The organism is Pseudomonas sp. RC3H12 (genome assembly GCF_018596375.1).
Classification (GTDB): Bacteria; Pseudomonadota; Gammaproteobacteria; order Pseudomonadales; family Pseudomonadaceae; genus Aquipseudomonas.
This window is the reverse complement of the sequence record NZ_CP075595.1, coordinates 384,422-410,921: the sequence shown is the minus strand read 5'-3', so window position 1 is coordinate 410,921 and position 26,500 is coordinate 384,422. Positions and strand designations below refer to the sequence as shown.

Below are 26,500 nucleotides of genomic sequence, written 5' to 3'. Positions count from 1 at the left end.
ACCTTTGCCGTAGAGAAGTCCATGAACAAGCTGGCCGAGAAGGTCCAAGCGCAATTGCTCGCCGCCATCGACCGGGACGACCTGGTCCTGCCGACGCTTCCGGAAGTCGCCCTGAGCATTCGCGAAGCCGCCGAAGACAGCGAGATCAGCGTGTCCGCCTTGAGCAAGGTGATCGGCCGCGACGCCGCCCTGTCGGCACGCCTGATCAAGGTGGTCAACAGCCCGTTGCTGCGCGCCGCCGTCGAAGTCACCGACCTGCACACCGCGATCACGCGCCTGGGCATCAACTACAGCTGCAACCTGGCCATCGGCCTGGTGATCGAGCAGATCTTCCATGCCCGCGCCCCGGCGGTTGAACACAAGCTGCGTGATATATGGGCCAACAGCCTGGATGTGGCGGGCATCAGCTATGAACTGTGCCGACGCTACACCCAGCTCAAGCCCGACCAGGCCACCCTCGGCGGCCTGGTGCACCAGATCGGCGCGTTGCCGGTGCTGATCTATGCCGAGGAGCACAACGAGTTGCTCTCCGACCCGATCTGCCTGCATTTCGTGATCGAACAGATCCAGCCGGTGTTGGGCGACAAGATTCTTAGCGCCTGGGAGTTTCCCGAGCAACTGGTCAGCCTGCCCAGCCAGGTGCAGGACCTGGACCGGCGCACCGACCAGATCGACTACATCGATATCGTCCAGATCGCCCGCTGCATCTGCCAGCGCGAGCGCATCCGGCCACTGGCCGCCCTGCCCGCCTACCGGCATCTGGGGCTGCCCTATGGCACCGAGCTGGATATCGCCGAACTGCTGGATGCGCGGAGCATGTTGCGCTGAATCGACAGGGCTGATCGCGGGACAATCCCCGCGATAGCCGACATCAATCCGCGATAAAACTCACCCGCACCTTCAACCCGCCGCGCTCGCCGTCATGCAGGCTGATCTGCGCCAGGTGCGCCCGGCAGATCTCGCCGACGATGGCCAGCCCCAGCCCGCTGCCCTGGGCGCTGCGCCGGTAGAAGCGCTCGAACACCCGCTCACGCTCATCCTGCGGAATCCCTGGCCCATCGTCCTCGACTTCAAGTACCGCCGGCGCCAGCACCCGCAGCACGACGTCTCCGCCTGGCGGGGTGTGGGCCAGGGCATTGTCCACCAGGTTGCTGAGCAGCTCGTTGAGCAAGGTCGGCTCGCCCTTGAGCCATACCGGCGCCTCGGCCTCCAGCGCCAGCGCAACGCCGCGGGCATGGGCCAGCGGCGCCATGGCCATGCCCAGCTCGCGGGCCAGCTGGCTCAGGTCCAGGCGTTGCGCACCGCCCTCGGCGATGGCCCGGGCGCCATTCTCCACCCGCGCCAATGACAGCAACTGGTTGGCCAGATGGGTGAGCCGGTCCGTGCCCAGGGCCGCCGCCTCCAGGGTCTTGCGCCATTCTTCTGGCTCCCGTGAGCGCAGGCCCAGCTCGACCCGTGCCTTGAGCGCCGCCAGCGGCGTGCGCAGCTCATGGGCGGCGTCGGCGATGAACTGTGCCTGGCGCTCGAACTGGCCACGCAGCCGCTCGGTGAAATGGTTGAGGGCACGCACCAGCGGCCCCAGCTCGCGCTGCACCTGCACTACGGGCAAGGCGCGCAGATCGTCGGGCTGGCGCTCCTCCACCGCCGTGCGCAAGCGCTCCAGGGGACGCAGGGCGGCGCTCACCGCGAACCACACCATCATCAGCGCGCCGAAGGCCAGCATCCCCAGGCGCAGCAGGGTGTCGGCCATCAGCCCGCGGGCCATGCGCACCCGCGCCTCCTCGGTCTCGGCCACGCGAATCTCGGCCATGCCGTTCATGTTTGGTTCGCTCACCGCCTTGAGCAGGCTGACCACACGCACGTCCTGACCCAGGTAGGTGGCATTGTAGAAACGCGCCAGTGCCGGGTAGTCGTCGGTGCGCGGCGTGCCCGGCGGTGGCGGGGGCAGGTGCTCGTAGCCGGAGATGAGCTTCTGGTGGATGTCCAGCACCTGATAGTAGATGCGTCCGGCGCTGTCATAGGCGAAGGTGTCCAGGGCCACGTAGGGCACATCGGCGCTGAGGGTGCCGTCGCGCTGCGACAGGCCGGCAGCGATGGTCCGCGCCGACGCCAGCAGGGTCCGGTCATAGGCGGTGTCGGCGGCTTCGCGGCCATTCCAGTAAGCGCTCAGACCGCTGGCCAGCATCAGCACCACCAGCAGCAACGCCAGGTTGCCCAGCAGGCGCCCGCGCAGGCTGCCGTTGTCACGCATCGCGGTGCTCGAGCAGGTAGCCCAGGCCACGGAAGGTGACGATGGCCACCGGGTGACCGTCGAGCTTCTTGCGCAGGCGGTGGATGTAGATCTCGATGGCGTCGGGGCTGGCCTCCTCGTCGAGGCCGAACACCTGGGCCGCCAGCTGCTCCTTGCTCATCACCCGACCGGGGCGGGCAATCAGTGCCTCGAGCACGCTCTGCTCGCGCTGGGTCAAGGTCAGCGGCTCGCCGTCCAGCCCGAAGCGCCGGGTATCCAGGTCATAGACCAGCGGGCCGCAACGCTGCTGGCGCTCGCCGCCGAGCACGCTGCGCCGCAGCAAGGCCTTGACCCTTGCTTCCAGCTCGGTCAGCTCGAAGGGTTTGGCCAGGTAGTCGTCGGCACCGAGGTTCAATCCATGCACCCGGTCCTTCACATCGCTGCGGGCGGTGAGCATCAGCACCGGCAAGGTCTTGCCGCGTCCGCGCAAACGCGCCAGCACCTCGAAGCCGTCCAGGCGCGGCAGGCCGACATCCAGCACCGCCACGGCATAGTCCTCGCTGGCCAGGGCCAGGTCGGCGGCCACGCCGTCATGCAGCACGTCCACGGTCAGGCCCTGGCTCTTGAGGGCCTGGGCCACGCTTTCGGCCAGTTGCAGGTGGTCTTCGACCAGCAGCACACGCATCGGATTCTCCCTGTTCGGGTGGGCTTTTTGCGCGGAGTGTACCGCCGTGGCGAGTGCTGTGAAGCCCTCGCAACAAACCTTTCACGCTGAAAGGTTAGCGAAAGGTTGGTTACCTAGCATCGCACCACGGCTGCCCCGCGCGCCGCAAAAAGCACCAGCAAGGTGCAAACACATAAGAACAATAAATGGAGTCACCGACGATGCTGTCCATGCAGCCGCAGGCGTACGCGCCTATCCGTTCCCTCGCCGCCCGACCTTCCGCCCTCGCCAGCGCCTTCGCCCTTGCCGGTGTCGCGCCCCTGAGCCAGGCCGCCTTCTTCGAAGACAGCACGGCCACCTTCGAAACCCGCAACATGTACTTCAACCGCGACTTCCGCGACGGCACCAGCGCGCAACAATCCAAGCGCGACGAATGGGCCCAGGGTTTCATGCTCAACTTCGAGTCCGGCTATACCGAAGGCACCGTGGGCTTCGGCCTGGATGCGCTGGGCATGCTCGGGGTCAAGCTCGACTCCAGCAAGGACCGCACCGACACCGGCCTGCTGCCGACCCACGACAACGGCAAGGCTGCCGACGAATACTCCAAGTTCGGCCTGACCGGCAAGGTCAAGGTCTCGCAGACCGAACTGAAGGTCGGCACGCTGATCCCCGAGCTGCCCACGCTGCAGCCCAACGACGGGCGCATCCTGCCGCAGACCTTCGAAGGCGGCCTGGTCACCTCGAAGGAGATCAAAGGCCTGACCTTCACCGGCGCCCGTCTGGAAAAAGCCAAGGACCGCAACGACACCAACTGGGAAGACCTGGCAATCAACAACAAGAACAGTCGCTTCGGCGGCACTTTCAGCGCCGACCATTTCGACACCGGCGGCCTGGACTACCAGTTCACCGACCGCATCACTGGCAGCTACCACTTCGCCCAACTCGACGACATCTATCGCCAGCACTTCATCGGCATGCTCGCCACCCAGCCGTGGGGCCCGGGCACCCTGGGCGCCGACCTGCGCCTGGCGATCAGCGACGATGCCGGCGCGGCCAAGGCCGGCAAGATCGACAACACCACCCTCAACGGCATGCTCAGCTACACCCTGGGCGGGCACAAGGTCAGCGGTGCCTGGCAGCAGCTTACAGGCGACAGCGCCTTCCCCTATGTCGATGGCGCCGACCCCTACCTGGTCAACTTCGTCCAGATCAACGACTTCGCAGGTGCCGACGAGCGCTCCTGGCAGGCACGCTACGACTACAACTTCGCCGCCCTCGGCATCCCCGGCCTGACCTTCATGACCCGCTACATCAGCGGCGACAACGTCAGCCGCGCCGCCGGCGGCGAGGGCAAGGAGTGGGAACGCAACACCGAACTGAAGTACGTGGTACAAAGCGGCCCGTTGAAAAACGTCGCCGTGCGCCTGCGCAACGCCACCTTCCGCTCCAACTTCGCCCGCGACGCGGACGAGGTGCGGCTGCTGGTGAGCTACAGCGTGGCTCTGTGGTAACCCATAACAACAACGCTCACGGAGATAGACAATGACATTTTCACTGCGCCGCCTCGTCCTGGCCACCGGCTGCCTGCTGCTGGCCGGCAACGCCCTGGCCGCCGAACCCAAACGCCCCGAATGCATCGCGCCGGCCTCGCCCGGCGGCGGTTTCGACCTGACCTGCAAGCTGGTGCAGAGCGCCCTGGTCAACGAGAAGATCCTCAGCAAGCCCATGCGCGTGACCTACATGCCCGGCGGTGTCGGCGCGGTAGCCTACAACGCCGTGGTTGCCCAGCGGCCAGGCGATGCCGGCACCCTGGTGGCCTGGTCCAGCGGTTCGCTGCTGAACCTGGCCCAGGGCAAGTTCGGCCGCTTCGACGAGAACGCAGTGAAATGGCTGGCGGCGGTCGGCACCAGCTATGGCGCCATCGCGGTGAAGAGCGACTCGCCCTACAAGACCCTCGATGACCTGGTCGCTGCCCTGAAGAAAGACCCGAGCAAGGTGGTGATCGGCTCCGGCGGCACCGTCGGCAGCCAGGACTGGATGCAGACCGCGCTGATCGCCAAGGCCGCCGGCATCAACCCGCGCGACCTGCGCTACGTGGCCCTGGAAGGCGGCGGCGAGATCGCCACCGCGCTGCTCGGTGGGCATATCCAGGTGGGTTCCACCGATATTTCCGACTCCATGCCGCACATCCAGAGCGGCAACATGCGCATCCTCGCGGTGTTCTCCGAGAACCGCCTGGACGAGCCGGAGATGAAAGACATCCCCACCGCCAAGGAGCAGGGCTACGACATCGTCTGGCCGGTGGTGCGCGGTTTCTACCTCGGGCCGAAGGTCAGCGACGAGGACTATGCCTGGTGGAAGGCCTCGTTCGACAAGCTGCTGGCCTCGGAGGAGTTCGCCAAGCTGCGTGACCAGCGCGAACTGTTCCCGTTCGCCATGACCGGCGAAGAGCTGGACGGCTATGTGAAGAAGCAGGTGGCTGACTACAAGGCATTGGCCCGTGAGTTCGGGTTGATCCAGTAAGCATCGACCCCGTGGGAGCGGGCTTGCCCCGCGATGCCCCATCGCGGGGCAAGCCCGCTCCCACGCCCCGCTCTTCGACCATGAGGATTTATTCCATGATCCTGCAACGCCTCTTCGCCCTCGTCCTGCTGGCGCTGTGCGCCGTGCTGGCCGTGATGGCCTGGCCCTACCAGGCCGCCTTCTCCTACGAACCGGTGGGCCCACGCGCCTACCCGCTGCTGATGCTTGGCCTGATGAGCCTGGGCCTGCTGTACCTGGCCATTCGCCCCACGCCCATCGTGCGCAAGGACGACGAACCGGAGCTGGACCGCGAGACCCTGATCAAGATCACCGCCTGCGTCGGGCTGTTGATCGTCTTCGCCGCCACCTTCGAGGCGCTGGGCTTCATCCTCAGCGCCATCCTGGTCGGCCTGCCCATGGCTCGCCTGTACGGAGGCCGCTGGCTGCACAGCGCCATCGTGGTGGTGGGCATGAGCATCTTCCTCTATTGGTTGTTCGACCGGGTGATGGACGTCCCCCTGCCCCTCGGCCTGCTCGACGTACTGGAGAACTGACACATGGATACCTTGAGCTACCTGGGCCAGGGCTTCGGCGTCGCCCTGAGCCCGTACAACCTGGTCACCGCCCTGACCGGCACCCTGATCGGCACCGTGGTCGGCCTGCTGCCGGGCCTGGGCCCGATCAACGGCGTGGCCCTGCTGATCCCTATCGCCTTCGCCCTCGGCCTGCCGCCGGAGTCGGCGCTGATCCTGCTGGCCGCCGTGTACCTGGGCTGCGAGTACGGCGGGCGGATCAGCTCAATCCTGCTGAACATCCCCGGTGAAGCCTCCACCGTGATGACCACCCTCGACGGCTACCCCATGGCCCGCCAGGGCCTGGCCGGCGTGGCCCTGTCGCTGTCGGCCTGGAGCTCGTTCATCGGTGCCCTCATCGCCACCTGCGGCATGGTGCTGTTCGCCCCGCTGCTGGCGAAATGGGCGATCGCCTTCGGTCCGGCGGAGTACTTCGTGCTGATGGTGTTCGCCATCGTCGCCCTCGGCGGCATGGCCGGCGACAAACCGCTGAAGACGTTCATCGCCGCGCTTATCGGCCTGTTCCTCTCGGCAGTGGGCATCGACGCCAACAGCGGCGTGTACCGCTTCACCGGTGACAGCGTGCACCTGGCCGACGGCATCCAGTTCGTGGTGCTGGTGCTGGGGCTGTTCTCGATCAGCGAGATCCTCCTGCTGCTGGAGAAGACCCACCATGGCCATGTGGCGGTCAAGGCCACCGGGCGCATGCTGTTCAACTTCAAGGAAGCGGCCTCGGTATTCTTCGTCAACGTTCGTTGCGGCCTGCTCGGCTTCTTCATGGGCGTGTTGCCGGGCGCTGGAGCGACCCTGGCCAGTGCCGTGGCGTACATGACCGAGAAACGCATCGCCGGCGACAAAGGCAAGTTCGGCAAGGGCGACGCACGTGGCCTGGCAGCCCCGGAAACCGCCATCGGCGCCTCCTGCTGCGGCGCCCTGGTACCGATGCTGACCCTGGGCGTGCCAGGCTCGGGCACCACTGCGGTGATGATCGGCGCCCTGACGCTGTACAACATCACCCCCGGCCCGCTGTTGTTCGAACAGCAACCGGACATCGTCTGGGGCCTGATCGCCTCGCTGTTCATCGCCAACATCATGCTGGTGGTCCTGAACATCCCGATGATCCGCATCTTTACCCGCATCCTCGCCGTGCCGAACTGGGCGCTGGTGCCGGTGATCGCGATCATCACCGCGATCGGCGTGTACGCGGTGCATGCCACCACCTTCGACCTGTTCCTGATGGTCGGTATCGGCATCATGGGCTACATCCTGCGCAAGCTGGACTTCCCGCTGTCGCCGATCCTGCTGGGCTTCATCCTCGGCGGCTTGATGGAACAGAACCTGCGCCGCGCGCTGTCGATCTCCAACGGCGAACTGGGCATCCTCTGGTCGAGCCCGATCAGCATGGGCGTGTGGGTGCTGGTGGTGTGCATGCTGAGCCTGCCGCTGCTGCGCAGCTGGCGCAAACGTGCCCTGCAGCGCCGGGCCATGGCCGATGCCTGACCGGTCGTTGCCGCTGTTCTGGGCCACCGGGCTGGTCGGCCTTGCGGGCGGTTTTGCCGCCAGCAAGGTCGGCTGGCCCTTGCCCTGGATGGTCGGCTCCTTGCTGACGATCATCCTGGTGCGCTGCCTGACCCCCTGGCAGCTCAGTGAAATCCCCAATGGCCGCAAATGCGGGCAATGGATCATCGGTATCGGCATCGGCCTGCACTTCACACCGGCGGTGATCGAACAGGTGGCCGGCCACTTCGCGCTGATCTTCTTCGGCGCGCTGTTCACCACGCTGTCCAGCGTAATCAGTGTCTGGCTGCTGCGGCGCACCGGTGAAGACCGGGCGACGGCGTTCTTCGCCAGCATGCCGGGCGGCTCGGGCGAGATGGTCAACCTCGGCGCGCGCAATGGCGCGGTGCTCAGCCAGGTGGCCGCGGCGCAGAGCCTGCGGGTGCTGGCGGTGGTGCTGTGCGTGCCGGCGCTGTTCAAACTGCTGCTGGGCGACGGCGTGCCGCTGAACCATGCGGGCAGCGTAAGCTGGGGCTGGCTGGCGTTGATTGCGCCGCTTGGGGTGCTCATGGCACTGCTGTGGCAACGCCTGCGCCAACCCAACCCCTGGCTGTTCGGGCCGTTGCTGGTGGCTGCCGGCGCAAGCCTGGCGGGTAACCTGCAGATCGGCCTGCCCAACGGCGCCAGCCAGATCGGCCAGTGGTTGATCGGCAGTGGCCTGGCCTGCCACTTCAACCGCGCGTTCTTCCGCCGGGCGCCGTCGTTCCTGGGGCGCACCCTGCTGGCCACGGCGTTGTGCATGTTGATCGCCGCCGGCGCGGCCTGGGCGCTGAGCCTGCTGACGCACCTGGACCTGCGCTCGCTGACGCTGGGCATGATGCCCGGGGGCATCGCCGAGATGAGCCTGACGGCCGAGACCTTGCAACTGTCGGTGCCGCTGGTAACGGCGCTGCAGGTGATGCGCTTGCTGTTCGTGCTGTTCCTGGCCGAGCCGTTGTTCCGGCAGTGGGCCAGGCTCTGAGCAGGAAGGGCCGCTTCGCGGCCCTCTTTTTCAGCTCACAAAGGCGGCAACGCCCAATTGATCGGCGCCATCCCGCGCTGCTCGAGGAAGCTGTTGGTGCGGCTGAAATGCCCGCAACCAAAGAACCCACGGTAGGCCGACAACGGCGACGGGTGCACCGACTTGAGCACCAGGTGCTTGCTGGCATCGATCAGCTTCTGCTTGCTCTGCGCATGCGCGCCCCACAGCAGGAACACCACATTCGGGCACTGCTCGCTGACCACCTGAATGATCCGGTCGGTGAAGAACTCCCAGCCCTTCTTCGCATGCGAAGCCGCATTGGCCCGCTCCACGGTCATGGTGGTATTGAGCAACAACACGCCCTGCTCCGCCCAGCTTTGCAGGTAGCCGTGGCTGGGGATCGGCAGGTTGAGGTCGCGCTGCAGTTCCTTGTAGATATTGACCAGCGACGGCGGCGTGGCGATGCCCGGCTGCACCGAGAAGCACAGGCCATGGGCCTGGCCCGGACCGTGGTACGGGTCCTGGCCGAGGATGACCACCTTGACCTGCTCCAGCGGCGTGGAGTTGAGGGCGTTGAAGATCAATGGCCCGGGCGGGTAGATCTCCTTGCCGGCGGCGTATTCGCCGCGCAGGAACTCGCGTAGCTGATGCATGTAGGGCTGGTCAAACTCGGCACGCAGCGCGGCTTTCCAGCTGGGCTCGAGTTTGATGCGATCGTCGTCGGTCATGGGGGCATCCAAAAGCAAAGTGCCGCGACACTAGGAAAGCCTGGCCGGCTTGTCAATCGATCCGACCGACGACCGGCAGCTTCGGCGCGGCAGGCCATACTGAGGGGATGATTTGCGCGAGGTAGCCCATGTCCATTCAATGCGAGGTACTGACCGGCGCCGACGGCGCCCGTATCGGCATCGCCACCCTGGACGCGCCCAAGGCGCTCAATGCCCTGACGTTGCCCATGATCGAAGTGCTCGACGAACGGCTGCGCGGCTGGGCCAGCGACCCCGGGATCGTCTGCGTGCTACTGCGCGGCAACGGGCCAAAGGCCTTCTGTGCCGGCGGCGACGTGCGGGCCCTGGTCCAGGCCTGCCGCGAACACCCCGGTAGCGTGCCACCGCTGGCAGCGACCTTCTTCGCCCGTGAATACCGTCTCGACTATCACCTGCACACCTATCCCAAGCCTCTGCTGTGCTGGGGCCATGGTCATGTGCTAGGCGGCGGCATGGGCCTGCTGCAAGGCGCCGCGGTGCGCATCGTCACTCCCAGCAGCCGCCTGGCCATGCCCGAAATCAGTATCGGCCTGTATCCCGACGTTGGCGCCAGCTGGTTCCTGGCCCGCCTGCCCGGCAAGCTTGGCCTGTTCCTGGGGCTCACCGGCGCGCCCCTCAATGCCCGCGACGCGCTGGACCTGGGCCTCGCCGACCGCTTCCTGGGCGAGCATCAGCAGGAGGCGCTGATCGAAGAGCTGTTGCAGTTGAACTGGCAGGAGCAGACCGCCCTGCAGCTCAACAGCCTGCTCAAGGCCGAACAGCACCGTGCCTGCGTGGAGCTTCCCGAAGGGCAATGGCTGGCACGTCGGGCCGTGATCGACGAAGTGCTCGACGTGGCCGACCCCGTCGCGGCCTGGCGCGCTCTGGCCGGCCTGGCCCGACATGCCGATCCGTTGCTGGCGGCGGCGGGTCAACGCTTGCATGAGGGCTGCCCGTTGACGGCGCACCTGGTGTGGGAACAGATCCGTCGGGCTCGGTGCCTTTCACTGACCCAGGTGTTCCAGATGGAGTACACGATGAGCCTGAACTGTTGCCGTCACCCGGAGTTCAGCGAAGGGGTGCGCGCGCGCCTGCTGGACAAGGACAACACCCCGCACTGGCACTGGCCGGATGTGGCGCAGGTGCCAGCGGCGGTGGTGGAGGCGCATTTCAGCAAGGTCTGGGAGGGACGGCACCCGCTGGCGGAACTGGGATAACGCATCGCGGGGCGTGTCCGCACTCGGTCAACGCGACCAGCCCCGCTCGCCACCTCGCCCGCCGTCTGGTCGACGATCGCGATTGCCCTGCCCGTTCGAATGCCAGCGATCACCTCGGCGATCATCATTGCGATAGTCGTGGCGGTCGCGATCGCGCCCATAGTCGTAGCGCTGGCGGTTGCCATAGTCGTAGCGCGGGTTGCCTTGCCAGCGCGGCTGCACGCCGGGTGCCGGATACGGGCGGTACTGTGGCCCTGGTGCGGGCCGGTAGTAACGCGGCGCGGGCTGGTAGTAATAGCGTGGCTGCGGTGCCACATAGTAGCGATCCTGACGGTAGTAGCCAGGGTAAACATAGCGATCGCTGGTGTAGTAGTCACGGCGGTAGTAGCCGTTGTCCGCATAGTAAGGGGCGCAGGCGGATGTCAGCAGTCCGAGCAGGACGATGAGCAGGATTCGTGAGTACATGGCGGCCTCCTGGACCGCAGGGGTGCCCGGCACAGCGGCGCTGGCGGGCGTCGACGGCAATGCGTTCATCGACACTGGATAAGACAGTCGCGCCAGGGTTCGGTGCCATTTATGCAACAAATTGAAACAGGTCGTATAACCCTGAAAAACATGCAGTCATTTTTCGGTCATCTCACTAGAATGTGGCCACCGGCACACTTCACGGGAAGATCATGCCTTCGCCCTCCGCCCTGTTCTCGCAACGCTCGCTGATCCTCGCCCTGCTGCTGTTGCTGGCCTGCGGCTTCCTGGCCACCTCGCTGCTGAGCTACTACGCCTCGCGCGGGGCGATCCGCGACGGGATCGTCAACACCGAACTGCCGCTGACCTCCGACACGGTCTATTCGGAAATCCAGAAAGACCTTATTCGCCCGGTGCTGATCTCATCGATGATGGCCCAGGACACCTTCCTGCGGGACTGGGTACTGGGCGGCGAACAGGACACCACGCGCGTCACCCGCTACCTGGGCGAAGTGATGGGCAGCCAGGTCACCTGCACCAGCTTTTTCGTTTCCGACCGCAGCCTCACCTACTACCAGGCCAAGGGCGTACTCAAGCAGGTACGCCCCGATGCCTGGCGCGACGCCTGGTACTTCCGCCTGCGCCAGTCGAACAAACCCTACGAGATCAATGTCGACCTGGACATGGCCAACCAGGACAAGCTCACCGTGTTCATCAACCACCGCGTGCTCGACTACCAGCAACGCTTCATCGGGGCCGCCGGGGTGGGCTTGAGCGTGGAGTCGGTGGTACGCCTGATCGACGACTATCAACGCAGGTACCAGCGTTCGGTGCTGTTCACCGATGCCCAGGGCAAGGTCCTGCTGACCGGATCCGACGGTGGCCCCCACAGCTTGCGCGCCGGCCAGCAATTGGCCGACAGCAACCAGTGGCAGGCGTTGCTGGCGCGCATGCCGACACCCGCCACCGGCAGCCATGAGTACACCGACAACGACGGCCACAGCCACTTCCTCAACGTGCGCCTGCTGCCGGAGCTGGGCTGGTACCTGCTGGTGGACAAGCGCGAGACCGGCGCCCTGGAGCGCATCCGCCAGTCGCTGTACCTGAACCTGGCGATCTGCGCGATGATCACCCTGGTCGTGCTGTCGCTGCTCAACGCCATGGTCAAGCGCCACCAGGACAACGCCGAGGCGCTGGCCACCCTCGACAGCCTCACCGGCCTGCCCAACCGCCGCAGCTTCGACCTGCTGGCCGGCCAGGCGCTGGTCGAGGCCCAGCGCGACAGCGCGCCGCTGGTCGCCCTGCTGATCGACCTCGATCATTTCAAGGCCCTCAACGACACCCACGGCCACCTGGCCGGCGACGAAGTGCTGCGCCAGTTCGCCAATGTGCTGCAGGGCAGCCTGCGTCAGTCCGATATACTCTGCCGCTGGGGCGGCGAGGAGTTCATCGTGCTGCTGCGTGAAGCCGAAGGCCGCCAAGCTATCGAAGTGGCGGAGAAGATCCGTCGGCGCACCGAGCAGCTGACCTTCAGCTATGCCGACCAGCCACTGCGCCTGACCGCGAGCATCGGCCTGTCCGCCCTGCAGCGCGGCGACAGCCTGCACAGTCTGCTGACCCGCGCCGACCACGCCCTCTATCGTGCCAAACAAGGCGGACGCAACCGCGTCTGCAGCGAGATGCCCGGAACCGACCATGCCTGAACCCCAACGCTGCCCCGCCTGCGGCGCCCTCAACCAATGCGGCCTGGCCGACCCGCGCAACGCCACGCAAGGCTGCTGGTGCTTCGAGGTGGACATCGACTCGGCAGTCATCGAGGCCCTGCCCGCCGAACTGCGCAACAAGGCCTGCTTGTGCCCGCGCTGCGCACAGGTGGACGCACAGCTCAAGGCAGCGCAAGCGCGCACGATCCGTTAGACTGCGCGCCGGTTTCCTGCAAGCGGCCCACCATGCGCCTCGACCGATTCCTCGGCAACCTGCCCTGCTACAACCGCCAGCAAGTGCGTCTGCTGCTGGCGCAACGGCGTGTGCGCGTGGACGGCGTGGCGACCGCCGACCCGCTGTTGGAGGTGCGTGAATTCAGCCGCGTCGAAGTAGACGAGCAGGTACACCAGGCCGGGCGCCCGGCACGCTACCTGATGCTGCACAAGCCCAGCGGTTGCGTCAGCGCCACCCAGGACCCGCAGCACCGCACCGTGCTCGACCTGCTGCCGGCGGCGCTGCGCGATGAGCTGCACATCGCCGGGCGCCTGGACTACAACACCACCGGACTGATGATCCTGACCAACGATGGCCACTGGTCGCGTCGCCTGACCCAGCCACGGACCAAGCAGCCCAAGACCTACCTGGTGCACACCGAGGTCGAGATTGGTGCGCACTACATCGACAAGTTCCGTGAAGGGTTCTACTTCGCCTTCGAAGACCTCACCACCCTGCCCGCGCAGCTGGATATCCTCGGCCCGCGCAGCGCGCGCCTGACCATCGTCGAGGGCCGCTATCACCAGGTGAAGCGGATGTTCGGACACTTCCAGAACAAGGTGGTGGAGCTGCATCGGGAAAGCATGGGGTCGATCACACTGGACCCGATATTGCATCCTGGAGAGTTCAGGGCGCTGACCGACGAGGAAATCGCCTCGGTCTGAGCCGATCACCATTCGGCGGTATCCCACGAAAGATTGTCCCAACGGCACTTGCGCGATCCTGACCGCGCTGCTTGACTGCTAACTCGTCGGTCTGCATGTGACCAATAAGTCACAGCTGTAGTCCAAGACGCCCTTTACCGGCCACCCGGGGTCTCGATGCCCTGGGGCACGGTAATCGCCCGCCACAACAATACCGTCGACACCAGCGTCAAGGATCGACACAAGGGCCCACCGGTTTTCAGTTCCAGGCGAATGCCTACCTGTCATAAAGCACGTGCACCCTGATGGCCATTCCGGTCGGTTCGGCGCCAGCCCGCCAAGCGACCGCGCAGGCCACCAGGTGACGCGGATACCCTTTTTGCGCCAGGAGTCGATGACATGAGGCCAGAAATCGCTGTACTTGATATCCAAGGGCAGTACCGGGTTTACACGGAGTTCCATCGCGCGCAGGGCGCCGAGAAGACGATCATCCTGATCAATGGCTCTTTGGCCACCACGGCGTCCTTTGCACAGACAGTGCGCAGCCTGCATCCGCAGTTCAACGTGGTGCTGTACGACCAGCCGTATGCCGGCAAGTCCAAACCCCACAACCGTCATGAACGGTTGCTGACCAAGGAAACCGAGGCGCATATCCTACTCGAGTTGATCGAGCACTTCCGTGCCGACCATGTCCTGTCGTTCTCCTGGGGCGGCGCCTGCACCCTGCTGGCCCTGGCGCACCAGCCGCGATTGGTGAAGAAGGCCATCGTCAGCTCGTTCTCGCCGGTGATCAACGAACCGATGCGCGACTACCTGGACCGTGGTTGCCAGTACCTGGCCGCCTGCGACCGCTACCAGGTGGGCAACCTGGTCAACGACACCATCGGCAAGTACCTGCCGTCGTTGTTCAAGCGCTTCAACTACCGGCACGTCAGCAGCCTGGACAGCCATGAGTACGCGCAGATGCTCTTCCACATCAACCAGGTGCTCGATCACGACCTGGAGCGGGCACTGAAGGCCGCGCGCAACATCGATATCCCGGTGTTGTTCATCAATGGCGACCGCGACGAGTACACCACCGTCGAGGATGCCCGCCAGTTCAGCCGCCATGTCGGACGCAGCCAGTTCAGCGTGATCCAGGGCGCCGGCCACTTCCTGGACATGGAGCACAAGACCGCCTGCGAGGACACCCGCGATGCCATGCTCGGCTTCCTCAAGCCGGCCCAGCGAGAATCGCGCCAACGCTACGCACAGGAGCCGGGCCAGCATGCACTGGCGATCTGAGCGCATCGGCGTCCTGTAGCCCTCGCTACCCGTAGGCTACGGGCCGCCGACAGGCTTTTTTTACAACCTTGGGCTTCTCATTCGAGGAGGGTTCTGGTAAAAAGTCTGGCTTCGAAGCGGGTATAGTTTATTGGTAAAACTATAGCTTCCCAAGCTATTGAGGAGGGTTCGATTCCCTCTACCCGCTCCATCTCGCATTCCCCGCACGACGTTCCAATAACGTCGTCGCTGTCAAAAGGAGCCTCGGCTCCTTTTTTCGTTTCCAACGTGCCTTTGTTGATCTGGCCCATAGCCATCTCCGCGCCAATTGGCTTGAATGCCCAGTCGTTCGTGGCGCCTGACCGCTACGCTTTGTGAAACACATCCAAAGGACTGCGCATGTTTCTCTCCCGCTGGCTACCGGGCCTGGCCAACCTGCTGCACTACCGCCGCGAGTGGTTCCATGCTGACCTGCAGGCCGGCCTGTCGGTGGCCGCGATCCAGATCCCCATCGCCATCGCCTACGCGCAGATCGTCGGCCTGCCGCCGCAGTATGGGCTGTACGCCTGCGTGCTGCCGATGATGGTCTATGCCCTGGTCGGCAGTTCACGGCAATTGATGGTCGGCCCGGACGCCGCCACCTGCGCCATGATCGGCGGCGCCGTGGCACCGCTGGCCATGGGCGACCCGCAACGCATCGCCGAACTGTCGGTGATCGTCACCGTGCTGGTGGGCGTGATGCTGATCGCTGCCGGGGTGGCGCGGGCCGGCTTTATCGCCAGCTTCTTCTCGCGGCCGATCCTTATCGGCTACCTCAACGGCATCGGCCTGAGCCTGCTCGCCGGGCAGTTGTCGAAGGTGGTGGGTTTCAAGATCGAAGGCGACGGTTTCATCCTCAGCCTGATCAACTTCTTCCAACGCCTGGGCGAGATCCACTGGCTGACGCTAGCCATTGGCCTGGCCGGCCTGGGCCTGCTGATCTGGCTGCCACGGCGCTATCCGCGGCTGCCGGCGGCGCTGGTGACCGTGGTGGTATTCACCGCCCTTGCCGGACTGTTCGGCCTGGACCGTTTCGGCGTGGCGATCCTCGGCCCGGTGCCGGCGGGCATTCCCGAGCTGGCCTGGCCACAGAGCTCCCTGGCGGAAACCAAGAGTCTGCTGCGCGACGCCCTGGGTATCGCCACCGTCAGTTTCTGCAGCGCCATGCTCACCGCCCGCAGCTTCGCCGCCCGCCACGGCTACGCGATCAACGCCAACCATGAGTTCCTCGCCCTGGGTGTGAGCAACCTGGCCGCCGGCATTTCCCAAGGCTTCGCCATCAGCGGCGCCGACTCGCGCACCGCGGTCAACGACATGGTCGGCGGCAAGAGCCAGCTGGTGGGCATCATCGCAGCCCTGGTGATCGCCTTGATCCTGTTGTTCTTCACCGCGCCCATGGCCTGGATTCCCCAGGCGGCGCTGGGCGCCGTGCTGCTGATGGCCGGTTGGGGGTTGATCGACGTGAAGTCACTCAAGACCATCCGCAAGCTCAGCCGCTTCGAGTTCTGGTTGTGCCTGCTGACCACGGTCGGCGTACTCGGCCTGGGCGTGTTGCCGGGCATCGTGTTCGCCGTGACCCTGGCCATCCTGCGCCTGCTCTACAGCATCTACCAGCCCACCGACGCCGTGCTTGGCTGGGTGCCGGGCATCGAGGGCCAGGTGGACGTGCGCCAGCACAAGGATGCCCGTACCGTGCCGGGCCTGCTGGTGTACCGCTTCGACGACGCGATCCTGTTCTTCAACGCCGACTACTTCAAGATGCGCCTGCTCGAAGCCGTGCAGAACGTGGAGAAAACCCAGGTGGTGCTGTTCGATGCCGAAGCGGTGACCAGCATCGACGTCAGCGGCATCGCCGCCCTGCGCGAGGTGCGCGACACCCTCGCCGCCCAGGGCATCCACTTCGCCATCGCCCGCGCCCGCGGCACCTTCCTGCGCATGCTGGTGCGTTCCGGGATGGCGCGGGAGATGGAGGAGAAACTGCTGTTCGGCTCGGTACGGGCGGGGATTCGGGCGTATCGGGTATGGCGCAACAGCGCTCGGCGGGAGGGCGCTGCGGATTGAGAGAGAGGGTGGCTTTCGATCTCATTTGAGCGGGCGGGTGCCAGGCGATGGCCTTGCAGCGCTCTCAAGATCGAGCGCCGCGCGGGCGGCGCTCGATCTCATAGACGTTGACGATTCATCGGCGAACACTTGCGTTACGGCACACAAGCCCGCGCAACAGCCTGTGTCCCCTGCCCAAGCAAGCTGATCAACCCACAGGGCAGGCTCCCCCGCCACTGCAAATAGTCATGTCCAGCCGGCAACTCCACCTGTTCCACCCGGTACCCTTTGGCCAGCAACACATCGCGCAAGTGGCGGTTGGTGTCGAGAATTTTCGGCCCTTCGAACAGACCCGACTGCAAGTAGAACCGCAACGGCTGGCGCGGTGCCTTGACGTACTCGCGGGTCAGCCAACCAGGTTCGTCACCGGCCATCGGCCACCAGTAGGAACCGGACATGCTCAGCACATTGCCGAACAACTCCGGGTGCCTGAGGCCCAGGTAGGCCGACGCCAGGCCGCCGTAACTGGACCCGGCCACCACGGTGCGCGAGGCCGGTGCCGCAAGCCCCTGGTGGCTGGCCCAAGGCATCAGCTCCTCGGCCATGAACCGTGCGAACAGTGGGTTGGGCGGCAACTCCCGCTCGCGGCTTTCGCTGCTGGGGTTGGCGATGATCAGCGCTGCGGTGGGCGGGATCAGGCCGTCGGCAATCAGGTTGTCGAGTATCGTCGGCGTCGGCACCTGACGGGTGTAGGCATGGGCATCGAACAGCACCAGCAAGGCCTGGTCGGCATTGCCCGGGCGCCAACCTGCCGGACGGTAGAGGTAGACGTCGCGCTCATTGCCCAGCACCTCGCTGGCCAGGCGCTTGCGCTCCAGGCTGCCACGGGCCACCCCGGCACGCTCGGCCACCCACGGCTGGGGCGGCGCATCCGCAAGTTCCAGCCGTGAACGCGACAACCAGGCGTCGCCACTGCCGTCGGCGAAGGTATTCGGGTTCAACGGATCGCGCCGGGTACTGGCCAGGATCACCCGGCGGTCGTCGGACACCGGTACATCCGGCGCCATCTGATAACTCAGGCGGGTCGCCGCGGGTACCTCGAAACTGTGGAACCAGACATCACTCGCGCCCAGCCGGGAAAGCGGTTCGTGATTGCCTGTGGGGGCGCCGAACATCCTCACGTTGTCCCGTGCACCGCGCCAGAGGAAGGTGACCAGGCGCTTGCCGGGTTGCCCAGCAATGGCCTCGACCAATGGCGTTCCTTCAACGGCACGGGCCTGCCAGAAGACTTCGCTGGTGCCACCCGTTGCCAGGTGCTGCTGCAGGGCGCGCAGGGTCGGGCTGAGCAGCGCCGCCGGTGTACGGCGTTGCTCGCCGACAGGCAGGACCTGTTCCAGGCTCAGGCTGAAACGCGCCGCCGGGCGGATCACCAGGGGTTCGGCGCGCACCGCGTAGCGACCGTCCTGCGCCGCGACGAACAGGAACTCGCGGGGCTGGTCCAGGCCGTCGATCAGCAGGCGCAACGGACGCCCGTCGGCATCCAGCAGGCGCAGGCTGACGTCACCGTCGAGCCGACCACGCACCAGGTCCCCGGCCTTGAGCGCCACTTGCCAGGCTGGCGGATGCGCTACGCCGACCTGGCCGGCAACCGGTTTTCCAACCTCGAGATCGGCGTACGCGTCCGCCAGGACCAGATTCGAATAGAGCGTGGCCAGCAGGCATGCTCCGCCCAAGCGCTTCAATCGCTGCATGCTCACCTCAGAAGTCGACGCTGGCGGAGAGTTTGAGCGTGCGCGGTTCGCTGACAGTCGCATAACCATCGTTGAACACACCGGCCCAGTAGGCGCGGTTCTCGACGTTCTCCAGGCTGGCGCGCAGGGTCACGTCCTTGCTCAGCACCTTGGTCGCATAGCGTGCGCCCAGGTCATAGCGGGTCCACTGCGGAATCTTCAGCTGGTTGGCGGAATCGAGGTACTGGGAGCTGCTGTGGATACCCAGGGCGGTCAGGGTCAGGCCCTCGACCCCAGGCAGGTCCCACTCGGCGCCGAGGTTGGCCGACCAGGCCGGCACGCCGCGGGCGGTGTTGCCGTCCATGGCGCCATTGGCGGTCTTGCTCAGCACCGCTCGGGTGTAGGTCACGCCACCGAGCAGGCGCACGCTGGGGACGACTTCGCCGAACATTGTCCACTCCACGCCACGGTTGCGCTGCTCGCCGTCATCGTTGTAGCGATTGCTGGGCTTGTCGTAGATCATGCTGGGCTTGTCGATCTGGAACACCGCCAGCGTGTGGGTGAAGTCGCCCAGGTCCCACTTCACCCCGGCCTCCATCTGCTTGGCGACATAGGGCGCGAACTGCTCGCCGTAGTTGGCGGCCTTCTGGTCGGTGACCATGCCACCCTGGGTCAGGCCCTCGATGTAGTTGGCATACAGCGATACCGGCGCCTCCCAGGGCTTGAGCACGATACCCACGGCGGGGGTCAGCTTGCGCTCGTCGTACGAAGGATTGCTCATCTTCTGCCGCACCCGCTGGGAACGCACCCCGAGGGTGAGCAGCACACGCTCGTCCAGGAAGCCCAGGGTATCGGCCACGGCAAAGCTCGACAGGGTGTTGTCGCCGGTCTTGCTGCTGCTGCCGTGGTCGCCGGCGATGATCGCCTTGCCCGGGTGGTAGATGTTGGTGGGGTACTTGGCGCCGGTGACCGTCGGCGCACGGCCGATGTCCTGGTGCAGCAAGGTGGTGCTGAGCACCAGTTGGTGGCTGACCAGACCGGTCATGAAGTTGCCGCGCAGGCCGGCCTCGGTGGAAAGACTGTGGGTGTAGCCGGCCTGGTTGTAGGTTTCCCCCGTCGCCGTGCCGTCGGCCTTGTTCACCACCACCCGGGTGCCGTTGAGGAAGCCGTCGTAGCGAGTGCGGGCACCACCGACGCTGGCGTAGGCGGTCCAGCTGTCATCGAGCTGGTACTCGCCACGCGCCACCACGGCCTTGCTGATCTGCCGGGCGTGGATGCCTTCGAGGATGTTGGTGTCTGGCTTGGGTGCGCGGGTTACCTGATTGAGGCCGCTGAAGCCGGCCATCATCGGGCTGCCGTTCTCCAGTTTCTCGTGGCTTTCGTAGGCATCCAGCTCGAGCTTGAAGTCGTCCCCTCGGTAATCCAGTGCCAACGCCGCCAAGGTGCGGTCCTTGGACTGCTCGTCGACGCCAGTGTCGCCACTGCCGTAGACACCATTGAAGCGAATGCCGAAGCGCCCCTCGGCAAAGCGCCGCCCGACATCCACATGCTCGGCAACATAGCCATCGGACACGTAACTGGTGGTCAGCCGGGTCAGCGGCGTATCGCCGGCGCGCTTGGGCACCAGGTTGACCACCCCGCCCACGCCACCATTGGGCGCCATGCCATTGAGCAGCGCACCCGGCCCTTTGAGCACTTCGACGCGCTCGAGGAACTCGGTCGGCACATGGCCATCGGGCGCCAGCCCGTAGAGACCACCCAGCGCCAGCTCGGTGGAGTCCAGCGCATAACCGCGGATCATGAAGTTCTCGTAGGCATGCCCTTCGCCGGTGCTGAAGCGGATCGACGGGTCGTTGCGCAGTACTGCGCCGACTGTTCCGCTTTGCTGGTTCTCGATGGTCTTGGCGGTGTAGGCGGTGACGCTGAAGGGCGTGTCCATCAGGTCGCGGTTGCCCAGCATGCCGATGCGCGCGCCGCGGGCGACCTGGCCGCCACTGTAGCTTTCCGGCAGGTCGCTGTTGAAGCCAGAGGCATTGACCGTGGTCGTCCCCAATGTCAGGGCGCCCTGGTCGGTCGGGCCGCGCAAGATGATCACGCCGTTTTCCTCCAACGCCACCAGGTCGCTGCCAGCCAGCAGTTGGCTCAGCGCCTGCAACACTGTGTAGCGCCCCTGCAAGGCAGGCGTGCTGCGCCCGGCCAATACACGGCTGTCGGCGGCAATCGCCACTCCCGAGGCATGGGCCAGGGCATGCACCGTGGCCTCCAGCGACTGGCCCGGCAAGTCGAGGTTCAGCGGCTGGCTATCAGCCAGGGCCAGGCCGCTGCCACCCAGGGCGCAGGCCAGTGTCAGGCGCCGCAGGGTGCCAGGGAAGCGGGAGGTGAAAAGCGACATGATCAGTCCTTGCAGCAGGTGGGTTCACAGCTGATGACGCGGCAGCGGCGGTTTACCCCTCAAACGATTTTCAGAGGATCAGCGCGGCACGATCAGACGTTGCCCACCCAACGCCTGCACGCTGACCGGCAGGATGCCCGGCAAGGCATCGAGCAATACCTCAGGCCGGTCACTGGGGAAACTCCCGGTCAATCGCAGGTTGACCAGCCCGGGTTCGACCTTGACGGCCTGCGCGGCATAAGCGTTCAGCTCACCGATCACCTCGACCAGCGGCTGGTCGGTGAACGACCACCAACCGCGCTGCCAATGCGCCTGGTCCGGACCGTACTGGCCACCGGCGCGCAGGCTGCCCAACCGCCCTTCGCCCTCCAGGCAGATGCGCTCGCCAGCCTGCAAGACCTGTTCGCCGCCCTGCAGATCGCGTACCTGTACCCGCCCCCTGGCTACAGCCACCTGGACCTGGCCACCACGGTCGCTGACCGTGAACGCGGTGCCCAGCACCTGTACCACGCCCAGGCGCGTGCTGATCAGGAACGGTCGCCACAGCTCATGAGCCACATCGAAGTAGACATTGCCGTGCAGCAGCAGGACCTGGCGCTGGCCATGATCGAAGCGCACTCGCAGGTTGCTTTCGGCCGCCACCAGCAATTGGCTGCCATCGGGCAATGCCAAGGCCTGCGGCGCTTGCGCGTGGGCCGTCTGCAGGTCCTGGCCGAACGCTGCGGTGCGCTTGTACATCCAGCCCAGCCAACCACCTGCGGCCAGCAGCAAGGCCAGCGCGCCGCCCTGGCGCAGCACCCGCCGACGCCCCACATCACAGGCCTGCGGTTGCAAGGCGCCACGCAGTTGCGGAGCGAGGCGGTGAACCAGTTGCCAGCGCTGCTCGGCCTCCAGCCAGGCGCGCTCATGCTCGGCGCTGCGTCCGCGCCAGCGCTGCACCAGGCCATGGGTCTTGCGCACGCGTTCGGGATCATCCCCTTGCAGCGCCGCCAGGTAGACCAGCGCCTGCTGCACTTTGCGCGGCGCGGCCGGCTCAGTCATGACGGCTCGCCAGGCGCAGTTCGGACAGGTCAAAGACCGCCCGGGCGATATGCAGCTCGACCGACTTGGCCGACAGCCCCAGGGCCTCGCACACTTCACGGTGGCTGTGGCCGTGCAGGCGCACGCGCACGAACACTTCGCGGCGCAGCTTGGGCATGCGTTCGATGCGGGCAATCAGGTGCTGCAGCTGTTCGCGCGCGATCATGATCTCTTCCACGCTGGGGCTGAGCCAGTCGGCCCGTGCCAGCCAGTCTTCCAGCGCCGCCAGTTCGGTGCTACGCCGACGGTGCTGGTCGATGCACAAGTTGCGCGCTGCCTGGAACAGTAAGGCCCGGGCATTGATTACCGGTGCGTTGAGCGCATGGGCGTATGCCTGGGCGAAGCTGGACTGGGCAATATCAGCGGCGTCATCAGGGTTGCGCAGCCGCCCGCAGAGGTAGCGGCGCAGATCGCTGTAATGGGCAAGCAGGTCGTCGACGGCCGCTTTGAGAGCTGGCCGGGCGTGCCAAACGCTGGAAAGGGAGGTCATTGCGGATGTGGCGAAGGCCGTTAATAGGAATTCCTATCATTCTCACACATGTCAATCGGCCATCGCCAGCATCATGTTGCCGATCAGTAACCCAGCTTGCGCAGCAACTGGCCTTCGTTCTGTGGCATCGGTCGTTTATAGAAACGCATCAGCTCACCGGCACGGTTGGTGAAAATGCCGTCGACGCCGGCTTTCATCGCCTTGTCGAAATCCACCGCCTCGTCGAGGGTGTACACGTGCACCAGCAGCCCCTTGTCGTGGCTGGCCTGGTTCATCCACGGCTGGATCAGGTCGGAGTAGCTCTGCTCGCCGAGGTGAGTGCGGATTGCCGAAGGGCCGGTACCAATGGCACCGCCGGCCTTGGCATAGTCGAGCCAACGTTGGAACTCGGCACGGTCCTTGGGTTGCTGACGGGCGTAGAAGGCCGACTTGTCCTGCTCACCGGATTCGGCGAAGTCCTGCCCGGAAGCCGGCTCGATGCTGCCCTTGGCCACCCACAGCAAGAGGATCTTCGGCACCTGCGGCATGGCCTCGTGCAGCAGCTTGAGGCTGTTGCGATCGAAGGTCTGCAAGATCACCCTGCCCGGCTTGTCGAGCCAGCCACGGGCCTCGAGGCGCTTTTTCAGGTCCTGCTCGATACCGGGAAACTGCGCCGGCTCCTTGGTCTCGATGTAAAGGCCTGGGTGACGCTCGGGGTTGCCTTCGGCGATATCGATCACTTCGTCCAGGGTAAGGATACGCTGGCCCTTGAACGCTTCGCGGGCACGCTCTGGATAGGCTTTGTTGAACCAGCTGCCGGCGTCCAGCGCCTTGAGTTCGGCCAGGGTGAAGGCGCTGACCGGGCTCGCCTTGCGCTCGGGGTAACGTTCGGCGACGTCGCTGGTGCGGGCCAGCACATCGTCGTGGACCACCACCAGCACGCCATCGCGGGTGCGCTGCAAGTCCATTTCCAGGTAGTCGGCGCCCAGTTCGCGGGCCAGCAGGTAGGCGGGTGTGGTGGACTCGGGAGCGTCGAACGAAGCGCCACGGTGGGCGATCACGGCCGGATGCGGGATGTCCTGGGCCTTGGCAAGGGCCTTGCCGTCGGTGGCATGGGCTGCGGTACTCGCCAGCAAGGTGGCCAGGAGAAGGGTCTTGTACATGGGTAGTCCTTTGCAGATCGGGGCCGGCCTCTGGAAGACGCCGGCAAGGTCAACGGTGCAGTCCTTGAGGGCGCAAGCCTCGCACACTCTGCATGACATGCTAAAGTCCCCGGCGTTTTCCGCCTCACCCAATGGACCGCCCATGCCCGCACTCGACGCCCACTTGCCCACCTGGGCCGACCTCAACCAGCGCCACCCCAGCACCGCCCTGCTGCTGGGCAATGGTGCCAGCCGCGCGCTGTGGAAACCGTTCGGCTATTTCTCGCTGTTCGAGGAAGCCCAGCGGGTGCGGCACAAGGCGTTGGGGGTGAGCGACCAGGCACTGTTCAAGGCCCTGGGCAGTGAGCTGTTCGAGCCGCTGCTCAGCACCCTGAACACCACCGTGCGGGCCAACGCCGCGCTGGCGATCAACTCCACCGCGCCGCTGAACCGCTACTACTCGATCAAGGAAGCGCTGATCCACGCGGTGCGCGCCGTGCACCTGCCCTGGCCGCGCTTCCCAAGCGCGACGCGTACGGCCATCAACCACGCGCTGCGCCAGTACCGCAGCGTCTACACCAGCAACTACGACCTGATCCTGCCCTGGGCCGTGGCCGAGGATACGCAAGGTTTCGCCAACCTGTTCGACGAACAGGGTTTCTTCGACGTGCGCCGCAGGCAAGCCGACGGTATCCGCATCCTGCACCTGCACGGCGGCATGCACCTGCTCAAGCTGCCTGATGGCAGTACCCGCCGACGCAGCGCGGAACAGGCCGAACTGCTCGAAGGCTTCGCCGTGAACATTCCCGGCGAAGTACCGCTGTTCGTCAACGAAAGCCGCAGCGAAGACAAGCTGCGTGCCATCCGCAACTCCGACTACCTGTCCTGGAGCCTGGGACAGCTGGCCCGCGAACACGACGGACTATGCTTGTTCGGCCAGCACCTGGACACCAGCGACCAGCACCTGCTCGACGCCATCCGCCTGGCTCGGCCCAAGCACCTGGCCATCGCGATCCGGCCGCTAAGCGAGGCCTCGGTCATCAACCAGAAGCAGCACTTCATTGATCGCTTTGGCGATCTTTCGCAGGTTCCGCTGCACTTTTTCGATGCCTCCAGCCACCCCCTAGGCTTGGCTGAACTGGCCATCCCCGTTCCAGCCACACAGGATCGACGGCGCTGAGCCGCACACTTTGCAAATGTAAATAATTCTCGATAAGATCCGCACCCTTTCCTTCCCGCCAGCCCCGGAAAGCGTGCATGCAGCGCCCCAAACCCGACCCCGTCGCCCACGGTTTCTATGCCGACATCCTGCATTTCCTGCGCAAGCGCATGGACAATGCCAGTGACGCCGCGGACATGACCCAGGATGTGTTCGCCCAATGGCTGGGTTACCGGGATCGGGCCAAGGTGGAGCAGCCGCGCGCGTTCCTGTTCCAGGTGGCGCGCAACCTGCTGAGCGACCATTGGCGCAGGCAGAAGGTGCGCCATGCGGCGCTGGCCGACGACACCCTGCCCGAGCAGCAGAGCGCGCCGGCCAATGACCCCCTGGACCATGCCCAACAGCAACAACGGCTGGATCAATTGCGTCAGGTGCTCGCAGAACTCTCGCCGCGACGCCGCGAAGCCCTTATGCTGCACCGTTTCGAAGGCCTGACCCAGGCCCAGATCGCCGAACGCATGAACATTTCCGTCAGCATGGTCGAAAAGCACATCGCCGCCGCCCTGCTGCATTGCAAGCAACGCCTGGACAGTGACAACGGCACGGAGCAGTTCCCATGACCCCCACCGACGAGCTCGACCCGCGTCCGATCGACGCCCAGGCGGCGAGCTGGTTCAGCCGCAACCGCAACCAACCTTCACGGCAAGACCGCAAGGCGTTCGCCCGGTGGATGCAGACGCCCGAGCACACCCGCGCCTATCGCCAGTTCGAACAGCTGTGGGATGACCTGGCCGCACTCAAGCAAGCCAATCGCCCCGTGCCCTTGCCGGTACGCCGGGCGCCGCGCTGGCGCCCGGCCCTGGCAACGGCGGCGGCCCTGCTCTGCGCCATACTGGCCGGCAACCTGGGCGCGGGTAGCGAAGCCTTCAGCCAACGCATCAGCGCCAGCCAGGCCCTGCAGGTGCTGCAACTGCCCGATGGCAGCCAGCTGCATGTCAACGCCCAGACCCGCCTGCGCCTGGACTTCAGCGCCGAACAGCGGCTGATCCAGCTCGAACATGGCCAGCTGTATATCGAGGTGGCACCCGACAAGGAGCGGCCGCTGTTCGTCGATGCGGGCAGCGGCCGCGTGCGCGTGGTCGGCACTGGCTTCGATGTGCGCCGGGGCGACCGCGAACTGGTGGTGACGGTCGCCCACGGCCAAGTAGCGTTCGACACCCCCGGCGAGCGACAACCGCCATTGTTGCTCGGTGCCCGCCAGGGCGCCACCTACGACCTGGCACGCGGCACCCTGACCCGCCGTGAACTGGGCGAACAACAGGTGGCCGACTGGCGCGAGGGCCACGTGAGCTTCCGCAACCGCGAACTGGCCAGCCTGATTGACGAGCTCGGCCTGTATCGCCAGCAGCCAGTGGTGCTGGCCGACCCGACGCTTGGCCGCTACAAGGTGTCCGGCAATCTCGACGTCCACGACCCGGACGCCCTGCTCAATGCCCTGCCCGCCCTGTTGCCGGTCAAGACCACCTTGCTGGCGGACGGGCGCCTGCGCATCGAGCGGCGCTGAGAAAATAATTTGAGAATTTTTCTCATTCGCAGGTGAGGTTTTGTCGCAACATCGCGTCTTCCTCCC

At 65.6% G+C, this 26,500-nt stretch carries 24 protein-coding genes and 1 tRNA gene; 16 read left to right on the top strand and 9 right to left on the bottom strand.

The features are described from left to right. Positions 1 to 21: 21 nt before the first annotated feature. A complete protein-coding gene (locus KHO27_RS01875) occupies positions 22 to 828 on the top strand; it encodes an HDOD domain-containing protein (RefSeq protein WP_102681585.1) in 807 nt (268 codons plus the stop codon). A 43-nt stretch (positions 829 to 871) separates the two neighbouring features. Here KHO27_RS01875 and tctE read toward each other — a convergent pair whose 3' ends face one another. Together tctE and tctD are read right to left on the bottom strand one after the other, a co-directional pair. Continuing rightward, on the bottom strand, positions 872 to 2,251 hold the full coding sequence (gene tctE, locus KHO27_RS01870; RefSeq protein ID WP_102681584.1) for a two-component system sensor histidine kinase TctE: 1,380 nt from the start codon (positions 2,249 to 2,251) through the stop codon (positions 872 to 874). Continuing rightward, entirely contained in the window at positions 2,244 to 2,915 is a 672-nt protein-coding gene (tctD, locus tag KHO27_RS01865) for a two-component system response regulator TctD (protein WP_110697714.1), read from the bottom strand. The genes tctE and tctD overlap by 8 nt, the downstream gene beginning before the upstream one ends. A 200-nt stretch (positions 2,916 to 3,115) precedes the next feature. Between tctD and KHO27_RS01860 the strand changes: the two genes are divergently transcribed. The 5 genes from KHO27_RS01860 (at position 3,116) to KHO27_RS01840 (ending at position 8,507) form a co-directional block, all read left to right on the top strand. Next, positions 3,116 to 4,405: an OprD family porin gene (locus KHO27_RS01860; RefSeq protein WP_214501091.1), complete on the top strand. Its 1,290-nt coding sequence runs from the start codon at positions 3,116 to 3,118 to the stop codon at positions 4,403 to 4,405. A gap of 31 nt (positions 4,406 to 4,436) precedes the next feature. Further along, entirely contained in the window at positions 4,437 to 5,417 is a 981-nt protein-coding gene (locus KHO27_RS01855) for a Bug family tripartite tricarboxylate transporter substrate binding protein (RefSeq protein ID WP_046856875.1), read from the top strand. Positions 5,418 to 5,512: 95 nt separating this feature from the next. Continuing rightward, the gene (locus KHO27_RS01850) at positions 5,513 to 5,971 is read left to right on the top strand and encodes a tripartite tricarboxylate transporter TctB family protein (RefSeq protein ID WP_102681581.1); all 459 of its coding nucleotides are present in this window, start codon (positions 5,513 to 5,515) and stop codon (positions 5,969 to 5,971) included. Between the two features lie 3 nt (positions 5,972 to 5,974). Continuing rightward, a complete protein-coding gene (locus KHO27_RS01845) occupies positions 5,975 to 7,489 on the top strand; it encodes a tripartite tricarboxylate transporter permease (RefSeq protein WP_110697710.1) in 1,515 nt (504 codons plus the stop codon). Next, positions 7,482 to 8,507 carry an AbrB family transcriptional regulator gene (locus tag KHO27_RS01840; RefSeq protein ID WP_214501090.1) on the top strand — a complete coding sequence of 342 codons (1,026 nt, stop codon included), beginning with the start codon at positions 7,482 to 7,484 and terminating at the stop codon, positions 8,505 to 8,507. Before KHO27_RS01845 ends, KHO27_RS01840 begins: the two co-directional genes overlap by 8 nt. A 35-nt stretch (positions 8,508 to 8,542) precedes the next feature. On the opposite strand, the gene ung is transcribed toward KHO27_RS01840, so the two are convergent. Further along, positions 8,543 to 9,235 carry a uracil-DNA glycosylase gene (gene ung, locus KHO27_RS01835; protein ID WP_046856879.1) on the bottom strand — a complete coding sequence of 231 codons (693 nt, stop codon included), beginning with the start codon at positions 9,233 to 9,235 and terminating at the stop codon, positions 8,543 to 8,545. Between the two features lie 128 nt (positions 9,236 to 9,363). Here ung and dspII point away from each other — a divergent pair, with 128 nt between their 5' ends. Continuing rightward, complete coding sequence (dspII, locus tag KHO27_RS01830; protein ID WP_214501089.1) at positions 9,364 to 10,470, top strand: enoyl-CoA hydratase/isomerase DspII; 1,107 nt, start codon at positions 9,364 to 9,366, stop codon at positions 10,468 to 10,470. Positions 10,471 to 10,497: 27 nt separating this feature from the next. On the opposite strand, the gene KHO27_RS01825 is transcribed toward dspII, so the two are convergent. Next, complete coding sequence (locus KHO27_RS01825; RefSeq protein WP_214501088.1) at positions 10,498 to 10,935, bottom strand: hypothetical protein; 438 nt, start codon at positions 10,933 to 10,935, stop codon at positions 10,498 to 10,500. A 212-nt stretch (positions 10,936 to 11,147) separates the two neighbouring features. On the opposite strand from KHO27_RS01825, the gene KHO27_RS01820 reads away from it, so the two are divergent. From KHO27_RS01820 to KHO27_RS01795, 6 genes are all read left to right on the top strand, one after another. Beyond that, positions 11,148 to 12,638, top strand: a complete 1,491-nt coding sequence (locus KHO27_RS01820; RefSeq protein WP_214501087.1) for a sensor domain-containing diguanylate cyclase — start codon at positions 11,148 to 11,150, stop codon at positions 12,636 to 12,638. Further along, positions 12,631 to 12,852 carry a cysteine-rich CWC family protein gene (locus KHO27_RS01815; protein ID WP_214501086.1) on the top strand — a complete coding sequence of 74 codons (222 nt, stop codon included), beginning with the start codon at positions 12,631 to 12,633 and terminating at the stop codon, positions 12,850 to 12,852. The genes KHO27_RS01820 and KHO27_RS01815 overlap by 8 nt, the downstream gene beginning before the upstream one ends. 32 nt (positions 12,853 to 12,884) lie before the next feature. Next, the gene (locus KHO27_RS01810) at positions 12,885 to 13,577 is read left to right on the top strand and encodes a pseudouridine synthase (protein WP_214501085.1); all 693 of its coding nucleotides are present in this window, start codon (positions 12,885 to 12,887) and stop codon (positions 13,575 to 13,577) included. Positions 13,578 to 13,955: 378 nt separating this feature from the next. Beyond that, a complete protein-coding gene (locus tag KHO27_RS01805) occupies positions 13,956 to 14,840 on the top strand; it encodes an alpha/beta fold hydrolase (RefSeq protein WP_214501084.1) in 885 nt (294 codons plus the stop codon). Between the two features lie 116 nt (positions 14,841 to 14,956). Further along, positions 14,957 to 15,030, top strand: a tRNA-Gly gene (locus KHO27_RS01800). 188 nt (positions 15,031 to 15,218) lie between these two features. Then, positions 15,219 to 16,919, top strand: coding sequence for a SulP family inorganic anion transporter (locus tag KHO27_RS01795; RefSeq protein ID WP_214501083.1), 1,701 nt, complete (start codon positions 15,219 to 15,221; stop codon positions 16,917 to 16,919). Between the two features lie 134 nt (positions 16,920 to 17,053). Here KHO27_RS01795 and KHO27_RS01790 read toward each other — a convergent pair whose 3' ends face one another. From KHO27_RS01790 to KHO27_RS01770, 5 genes are all read right to left on the bottom strand, one after another. After that, a complete protein-coding gene (locus KHO27_RS01790) occupies positions 17,054 to 18,649 on the bottom strand; it encodes an alpha/beta hydrolase-fold protein (protein ID WP_214501082.1) in 1,596 nt (531 codons plus the stop codon). A 7-nt stretch (positions 18,650 to 18,656) separates the two neighbouring features. Beyond that, positions 18,657 to 21,020 (bottom strand): TonB-dependent receptor, encoded by a 2,364-nt coding sequence (locus KHO27_RS01785; RefSeq protein ID WP_214501081.1) that lies wholly within the window; start codon positions 21,018 to 21,020, stop codon positions 18,657 to 18,659. Positions 21,021 to 21,098: 78 nt separating this feature from the next. Beyond that, on the bottom strand, positions 21,099 to 22,061 hold the full coding sequence (locus KHO27_RS01780; protein ID WP_214501080.1) for a FecR family protein: 963 nt from the start codon (positions 22,059 to 22,061) through the stop codon (positions 21,099 to 21,101). Further along, positions 22,054 to 22,590, bottom strand: a complete 537-nt coding sequence (locus KHO27_RS01775; RefSeq protein ID WP_110697688.1) for an RNA polymerase sigma factor — start codon at positions 22,588 to 22,590, stop codon at positions 22,054 to 22,056. Before KHO27_RS01775 ends, KHO27_RS01780 begins: the two co-directional genes overlap by 8 nt. A gap of 83 nt (positions 22,591 to 22,673) precedes the next feature. Beyond that, positions 22,674 to 23,732, bottom strand: a complete 1,059-nt coding sequence (locus KHO27_RS01770) for a glycerophosphodiester phosphodiesterase family protein (protein ID WP_110697686.1) — start codon at positions 23,730 to 23,732, stop codon at positions 22,674 to 22,676. A 142-nt stretch (positions 23,733 to 23,874) separates the two neighbouring features. Between KHO27_RS01770 and KHO27_RS01765 the strand changes: the two genes are divergently transcribed. From KHO27_RS01765 to KHO27_RS01755, 3 genes are all read left to right on the top strand, one after another. Continuing rightward, positions 23,875 to 24,891: a DUF4917 family protein gene (locus KHO27_RS01765; RefSeq protein ID WP_110697684.1), complete on the top strand. Its 1,017-nt coding sequence runs from the start codon at positions 23,875 to 23,877 to the stop codon at positions 24,889 to 24,891. Positions 24,892 to 24,968: 77 nt separating this feature from the next. Next, on the top strand, positions 24,969 to 25,490 hold the full coding sequence (locus KHO27_RS01760) for an RNA polymerase sigma factor (RefSeq protein ID WP_214501079.1): 522 nt from the start codon (positions 24,969 to 24,971) through the stop codon (positions 25,488 to 25,490). Then, positions 25,487 to 26,434: a FecR family protein gene (locus KHO27_RS01755; RefSeq protein ID WP_110697682.1), complete on the top strand. Its 948-nt coding sequence runs from the start codon at positions 25,487 to 25,489 to the stop codon at positions 26,432 to 26,434. The genes KHO27_RS01760 and KHO27_RS01755 overlap by 4 nt, the downstream gene beginning before the upstream one ends. Positions 26,435 to 26,500: the final 66 nt, after the last annotated feature.